Consider the following 6,153-nt stretch of genomic DNA (forward strand, 5'->3'; position numbering starts at 1 on the left):
AGGGAAAAAATCCCTAAATTTTCCCCCCAATCACTCCAATGGTAGGCACTTTTTCAGGGAAAAAAAGTCTAAAAGCCTTATCCAACAAGGTTTTTAGATTTATTCAGCAAACCCTAAAAGTCTTACCCAACAAGGTTTTTAGATTTATTCAGCAGACCCTATTTAGGGGTTGCTGGCTTATCACCTTGACATCAGGGCCGTAGAGATTTGTACTCAATTACTATCCTATCGCTAAATTCTGGGAAGAAATCAAAATCCCCCTAAATCCTTAACAAATTCCTAATCATCTCGTTTGGCATCATGATAAGCCGCCCCGAGGTATAATTCCCCTACTTTCGGGTTATTGAGTAAATCTTGACCCGATCCCTGAAAACGATCTTGACCACTTTCTAAAACATAACCTCGATCGGACATCATTAGGGCTTTTTTGGCATTCTGTTCCACTAAAATAATTGCAGTTCCCGTCTGATTAATCGCTTTTATCTGTTCAAAAACGCTGGTTACTAAGATAGGAGATAAAGCTGCCGAAGGTTCATCGAGAATTAATAAATCTGGTTGCAACATCAGCGCTCTTCCCATGGCTAACATCTGTCTTTCTCCTCCGGATAAAGTGCCAGCTTTCTGACGACGGCGCTCGTCCAAACGAGGAAACATGGCATAAATGCGCTCTTTTAGGGGTTTAATCGCTTTTTTACTGGTAAAAGCCCCCATTTCCAGATTTTCCTCGATGCTAAGGGATGGAAAAACATTAGCAATTTGGGGAACATAACCCATACCGAGGGGAACGATTTGATTAGATTTCCAACCAGTGATATTTTTTCCCTTAAAAGTGATAGTTCCAGCACTGGGTTTTAATAAACCAAAAATAGTCTTAGCGAGGGTGGATTTTCCCGCACCATTGGGACCGATAACCGTGACTAATTCCCCCGGTGCAATGCGAAAGTTAACCCCTTGCAATATGTATAAATCCTGCACATAACCAGCATAAACTTGTTCAACTTCTAAAAGATAATCCATGGTAAGGTAAAAAGGAGATAGGAGACAGTAATATGAATTATAAATTGGGAAGTGGGAAGCATTTTCAGTGAACAGTAATCAGTGAACTGAAAACTTACATCTGATAACTGATAACTGATAACTGATAAATTAGGGAGTTTTTTGTAAATCGGGACGTTCTTGTGGCAGAATTGCACCTTCGACGGGGCATACTTGTAGACAGATACCACAGTCGATACAAGTGGCAAAATCAATCCAATACCAATCGGTTCCTTTAACATTTTTACCCGGTCCCGGATGGATGCAAGCAACAGGACAAGCGGAAACGCAATCGGCAACCCCTTCACAAGTTCCAGTGACGATCGAATGTGGCACAGTGTTTTCTCCTCTAATTCTTAACATTACTTTACCACTTTTAGGCACTGCCGTGCCAAGATCGGATCATTGTTAGGAAACTTTCTCTTAATTCCCTAAAATATTGGGAGTTTTTTCTTGATCTTAGCAAGAAGTAAAATAGAAGTTTTCGCTAGGGTTTTTACTATTCCCTTACGGGAGGACAAATAGTTAATTTCTTCCCGTAATTCCTGATTATTTTTCTGGAGATAATTATGATTATTTTCTAATTCTTTTAGGGATATTTCCATCTCTTTTATAGTACGATAATCTTGCTGTTGTTTCAGATACATTATCTGTTGTGCTTCCTGTAATTTTCTTAACTCTAACCAGACTTGATTCTGACTTGATTCCTTAGTTTCACTGAGCGCATACTGGAAAAAATTAGTGATTTCTTCCGCTATTGTTTGATTAACTTCAAAAAACTCGATAATATCAATCTTTTCGGGGGTAATTTTGGGGTATAACTTTCTTAAATCTTGGGCGATATTAGAGGAAAAAGCGATGATTCTAGAAGCGGATAAAATTGCATAGTGTTTTTCTAAATCTACTGGTAAATTGCCGTTTTCTTCTGGGAACTCAGAAGCAAGCAAAAGTAGAGAAGGAGTGGTTAAGGGACTGGTATAAAAAGTGGAAATAAATAAATTTGCCTGTAGGCGATCGCAAATATCTTGGATTTTTCTGGCATCCTTTCCCGTACAATTATAATCGTAGGATTCCGCGGGCCAATATTTAAATTCTTCCCATCTTGGTGCGGTGTTATTTCTATCTAAAATAACAATGTGTTGACTAAATTCTAATTGACTCCAATGCTCTAGAATTGAAGACCAAATTCTGGCTAATTTTCGTTGCTTAAGTTGAAAGATCACGCCATCAATAACAATAATTGGGCATCTTTTCCGGGAGATAGCTTGAATTGTTTGTAATTTTTCTCGCTCATCTTCCTGTAAAATTATGCCTAAATCTTCCATCTTAACTGGATTGGGTTTAATTTCTATATCCTTAATGTCTGGGTGGGGAATTTTATAGATTTTACACACTTGATAATGTTCCTGTAATGCTTGACCATTACTGCCATGTTCTAAGCCTTGGAGATTTAAATAATATAACCCTAAAATCTCAGGAATTAAAGCCATTTTTTCGCCTTGAATGCCGATTCTTAACCAAAATTCATAATCACCAGCACAGCGAAAATTTTCCTGAAAATAACCATATTTATCGTGCAGCATTTTTCGCCACATTGGTTGAGAACCCACACAACAACCTTGACGCATCTGTTGATAGGAGTAATTTGGCCAATTCCAATGTTTTAAAGCTGGGGTGGTGGCAAAAGTATCATTTTTGAGGGTGGTAATTAATTGATCGGCATAAACCAAGCTAATCTCTCTATTGTTATCTAGATAATTAGCCATAATTTCCAGAGCATTAAAACAGCGACGATCATCAGTATTCCCATTGGTGATATAGGAACCCCTAGCTAGTTTAATAGCACGATTCCAAGCGCGGTAGAGGGTTTCTCGTTCTCTAGTTCTCTGGTAAATAATATTAGGATAATTTTCTTGAAACTCTTGGATAATCTCCCCTTCATTCTCCGGGGAAGCACTATCGATAATAATAAGTTCTACTTCTCCCTTTTCATAAAGAGTTTGAGTAACTAAATCCTCTAAACAACCCTGGATAAACTCCGCTGATTTATAGGTAGAAACAATTACGGAAACTTTGATCCTCTGCACGGGGATAGAGTTATTAAAACTAGGATTCATCGGCTTATCTGATCGCAATTCAAGACAGGGAAATTTTTTGATAATTTTGAAAAAGAAGATTTTAAGACTCTATATTTGATCGGGAGAATTGTCAAGATGTTATCGACTCTTATTGAAGATACCAGTTTATTTACCTTTGGCTTGTTACTTGACATAATAAAAAACTATAATGGGAAGGCTGTGGAAAATGAGCAACAATGACCGTATCTTCCTCCCTAGACTGGCTAACCCGTGGCACCAGTGACCTATTCCCCCATCAACCCGACTCCCAAGAGCCTAGGGAAAATTTAACCCAACTACTGCAAACCACCGATCGCCCTTTAAGAATTAAACTAGGTATTGACCCCACCGGCAGCGATATTCACCTAGGTCATAGTATCCCTTTTCGGAAACTGCGTGCTTTCCAGGATGCCGGTCATGTGGCAGTGGTGATTATTGGTGATTTTACCGCTAGAATCGGCGATCCGACCGGAAAATCGGAAGTTAGAAAACAATTAACCATCGAAGAAGTGAGAGCCAATGCCGAGAATTATCTGGCACAATTACGCCCAATTTTAGATTTTAACACCCCTAATCGCCTAGAAATTCGCTATAACTCGGAATGGTTGGGGAAATTAGACCTATCGCAAATTCTCGAACTTCTCTCCACCATGACCGTCGGGCAAATGTTGGCAAAAGAAGGCTTTTCCGAACGCTACGACCGGGAAAACCCGATTTTTCTCCATGAATTTCTCTATCCCTTAATGCAGGGTTATGATTCCGTCGCTGTCGAGGCCGATGTCGAATTGGGAGGAACTGATCAAAAATTTAATATTGCCGTCGGTCGTGATTTGCAGAAATATTTCGGTAAAAAACCGCAATTCGGGCTACTTTTACCGATTTTAATCGGAACCGATGGCAGTCAAAAAATGTCCAAATCCCTGAATAATTATGTGGGATTGCGGGAATCGGCCCTGTCCATGTACTCGAAACTGGAAAAAACCCCCGACGCTTTGTTAAAAGATTATTACGAACTATTGACAAATTTGCCCTTAGATGCTATGGCGAGCAATCCGCGAGAGGCACAAAAACAACTGGCGATCGAGGTAGTTGCCCAGTTTCACGGAGAAGAGGAGGCATTAAAGGCACAAAAAACAGCGCAGGAGATAGTTCTACAGGGAAATACGGCAGCTGCGGCCTCTGTACCCGAATTTTCCCTAGCAGCGGTCACTTTTCCCCTGAAATTATTCTATCTTCTTGCGGCCACCGGCTTATGTAAAAGTAGCGGCGAAGGGAGAAGACAGATTCAGGGGGGTGCAGTCAGAATCGATAGTGAGAAAATCACCGATGTGGACAAAAGTTTTGAGACAGCCGAAGCTTTAACGGGAAAAGTCCTACAGGTGGGCAAAAATAAATTTATTCGCTTTGTAGCTTAAATAAGCGAAAAAGTCCCTATTCGGCGGCTTTTTCCACGATTTCTAACTCAAAATCTCGAAAATGGGCTTTAAACTTTTTACTGAACTCGACGAGGACGGGTAGGTTGGCGCTAACCGGCCTACCACGCCATTCGGTGACAATCCCTTTCACCTCTCCCTCTAGTCCTTTCACGTCAAAAGGATCCGATTTGTGTTCAGGATGGTGATAAACTACCACAGACTCAATTACACGAACTTGATCGCCAACTTTCATAAACTCTCTAGCGAAGACAAACGCCTATTGTATCTTTGAAAACAATCTTATCATTCTACGCCGTATCAGGGAACGGGGAACTGAAAACTCTTAAGATTGAAACCTAGAGCCTGAGCTTTGACGATACTTTTGTTCGTAAGCAGCAATACTGGGAGCAACCTAAGCGTCACCTGTTGTGCAAGGCTGACGGCTAAAACACTGATAACTAGGGCTTGCTGAAAAAATCTAAAAACTTTGTTGGATAAGGCTTTTAGAGTTTTTGTCAATCAAAAAGTACCAGGCATGGGAGTGATCAGGGGGAAAATTGAGGTACTTTTTCTCTGAAAATTAGGTAACTGACTACCTCAAAGTCGGTAAAACCCCACACCCCACACCCCACACCCCACACCCTGCCCCCACGAAAAACTTTTTCAGCCAACCCTAACTACTTAATGATTTGATAGCATGGGGGAAAACCTATAGAGGGTTAAGCGGTATGAGTGACTATAAAGATTCTTCTTCCATGCGCTATTTCCTGGCGGGATTAAAACCCTTTGCCCAACCTTTATTTTGGCTACCGTTAGGAATATTTTCCTTGGCTCTAATTGGTTTGTGGGTATATCAACAGAATCCTGAATGGTTGGGTTCGGTATTAGATACCCCAGGAATGTCCTTGGAGGAGCGGGAAATCCGGGCTAACCAGATTACCGATACTCCTCTCCCCAGTACTGTACCATTGCCAGCCATTCCTGCCCATAATAATACCGCTCGCCTGAACAAACCGGCCTCGACGCAGCCTTTTAATCCTCTAAATACTAATCCCGATAAGAACCAGAAACCCTCCTTATTTGCGCCGTTAATGCCGCAGACTAAGCAAAATCAGGCACCGAAGGCTAGTAAAAGTCTGCAACCGATTCAACTGCGACCGATTAGTGGCGACAGTAGCAATTATCCTTTACAAAGGGAAATCGAAAATCGCTCGCGGACTGCTAACTTGAATAATTCTCCTAATCTCAACCCCGGGGGCAGCCCGAATCAAGTTAACCCCCAGGGAAATTATTCCCCTGAACAACAAAATGTTCAACCCCTACCCTCCTGGAATAATGCCAACCCTAACCCCGTCTCCGGCTCTAGCAACCAATCCAACTATTATCAACCCCCTGTATATCAACCCCCCGTCTACGGCAGTCAACCGAACGTCACTGGTTATCCTAATCAGGGAATGCCACCTAACAATAATGGCACCCCCAATCAAGTCCCACCTCAAAGTATTAACCGAGGTTTCACCATCCAACAACCTATTAATACCAGGTCTTCTGGTTACTAGAGGAACTTAGATAGGGTTTGCTGAATA

At 41.3% G+C, this 6,153-nt stretch carries 6 protein-coding genes and 1 pseudogene; 3 read left to right on the forward strand and 4 right to left on the reverse strand.

Annotated features, from left to right (window positions below; translation table 11 throughout):
• Positions 1 to 189, forward strand: a pseudogene (locus PX482_RS28005) (hypothetical protein); the annotation flags it as partial.
• 90 nt (positions 190 to 279) lie between these two features.
• Here PX482_RS28005 and PX482_RS01905 read toward each other — a convergent pair.
• The 3 genes from PX482_RS01905 to PX482_RS01915 all read right to left on the reverse strand — a co-directional run bounded on the left by PX482_RS01905 (position 280) and on the right by PX482_RS01915 (position 3,152).
• On the reverse strand, positions 280 to 1,017 hold the full coding sequence (locus tag PX482_RS01905) for an ABC transporter ATP-binding protein (protein ID WP_288024738.1): 738 nt from the start codon (positions 1,015 to 1,017) through the stop codon (positions 280 to 282).
• A 129-nt stretch (positions 1,018 to 1,146) separates the two neighbouring features.
• Positions 1,147 to 1,371: a ferredoxin family protein gene (locus tag PX482_RS01910; RefSeq protein ID WP_041804484.1), complete on the reverse strand. Its 225-nt coding sequence runs from the start codon at positions 1,369 to 1,371 to the stop codon at positions 1,147 to 1,149.
• Between the two features lie 95 nt (positions 1,372 to 1,466).
• Positions 1,467 to 3,152, reverse strand: a complete 1,686-nt coding sequence (locus tag PX482_RS01915; protein ID WP_002762909.1) for a glycosyltransferase — start codon at positions 3,150 to 3,152, stop codon at positions 1,467 to 1,469.
• A gap of 197 nt (positions 3,153 to 3,349) precedes the next feature.
• Here PX482_RS01915 and tyrS point away from each other — a divergent pair, with 197 nt between their 5' ends.
• Positions 3,350 to 4,567 carry a tyrosine--tRNA ligase gene (gene tyrS / locus PX482_RS01920; protein WP_288024742.1) on the forward strand — a complete coding sequence of 406 codons (1,218 nt, stop codon included), beginning with the start codon at positions 3,350 to 3,352 and terminating at the stop codon, positions 4,565 to 4,567.
• A 16-nt stretch (positions 4,568 to 4,583) separates the two neighbouring features.
• On the opposite strand, the gene PX482_RS01925 is transcribed toward tyrS, so the two are convergent.
• Entirely contained in the window at positions 4,584 to 4,820 is a 237-nt protein-coding gene (locus PX482_RS01925; RefSeq protein WP_288059891.1) for a ferredoxin-thioredoxin reductase variable chain, read from the reverse strand.
• 475 nt (positions 4,821 to 5,295) lie between these two features.
• Between PX482_RS01925 and PX482_RS01930 the strand changes: the two genes are divergently transcribed.
• Positions 5,296 to 6,126, forward strand: a complete 831-nt coding sequence (locus PX482_RS01930; protein WP_002762900.1) for a hypothetical protein — start codon at positions 5,296 to 5,298, stop codon at positions 6,124 to 6,126.
• Positions 6,127 to 6,153 lie beyond the last annotated feature (27 nt).

It is taken from the genome of Microcystis sp. M53602_WE12, assembly GCF_030065455.1.
In the GTDB taxonomy this organism is placed as follows: Bacteria; Cyanobacteriota; Cyanobacteriia; order Cyanobacteriales; family Microcystaceae; genus Microcystis; species Microcystis aeruginosa.

Bases quoted from the DNA above. Each gene is read 5' to 3' on its own strand.
- PX482_RS01905 (WP_288024738.1), bottom strand. From the start codon at position 1,017: ATGGATTATCTTTTAGAAGTTGAACAAGTTTATGCTGGTTATGTGCAG.
- PX482_RS01915 (WP_002762909.1), bottom strand. From the start codon at position 3,152: ATGAATCCTAGTTTTAATAACTCTATCCCCGTGCAGAGGATCAAAGTT.
- tyrS (WP_288024742.1), top strand. From the start codon at position 3,350: ATGACCGTATCTTCCTCCCTAGACTGGCTAACCCGTGGCACCAGTGAC.
- PX482_RS01925 (WP_288059891.1), bottom strand. From the start codon at position 4,820: ATGAAAGTTGGCGATCAAGTTCGTGTAATTGAGTCTGTGGTAGTTTAT.
- PX482_RS01930 (WP_002762900.1), top strand. From the start codon at position 5,296: ATGAGTGACTATAAAGATTCTTCTTCCATGCGCTATTTCCTGGCGGGA.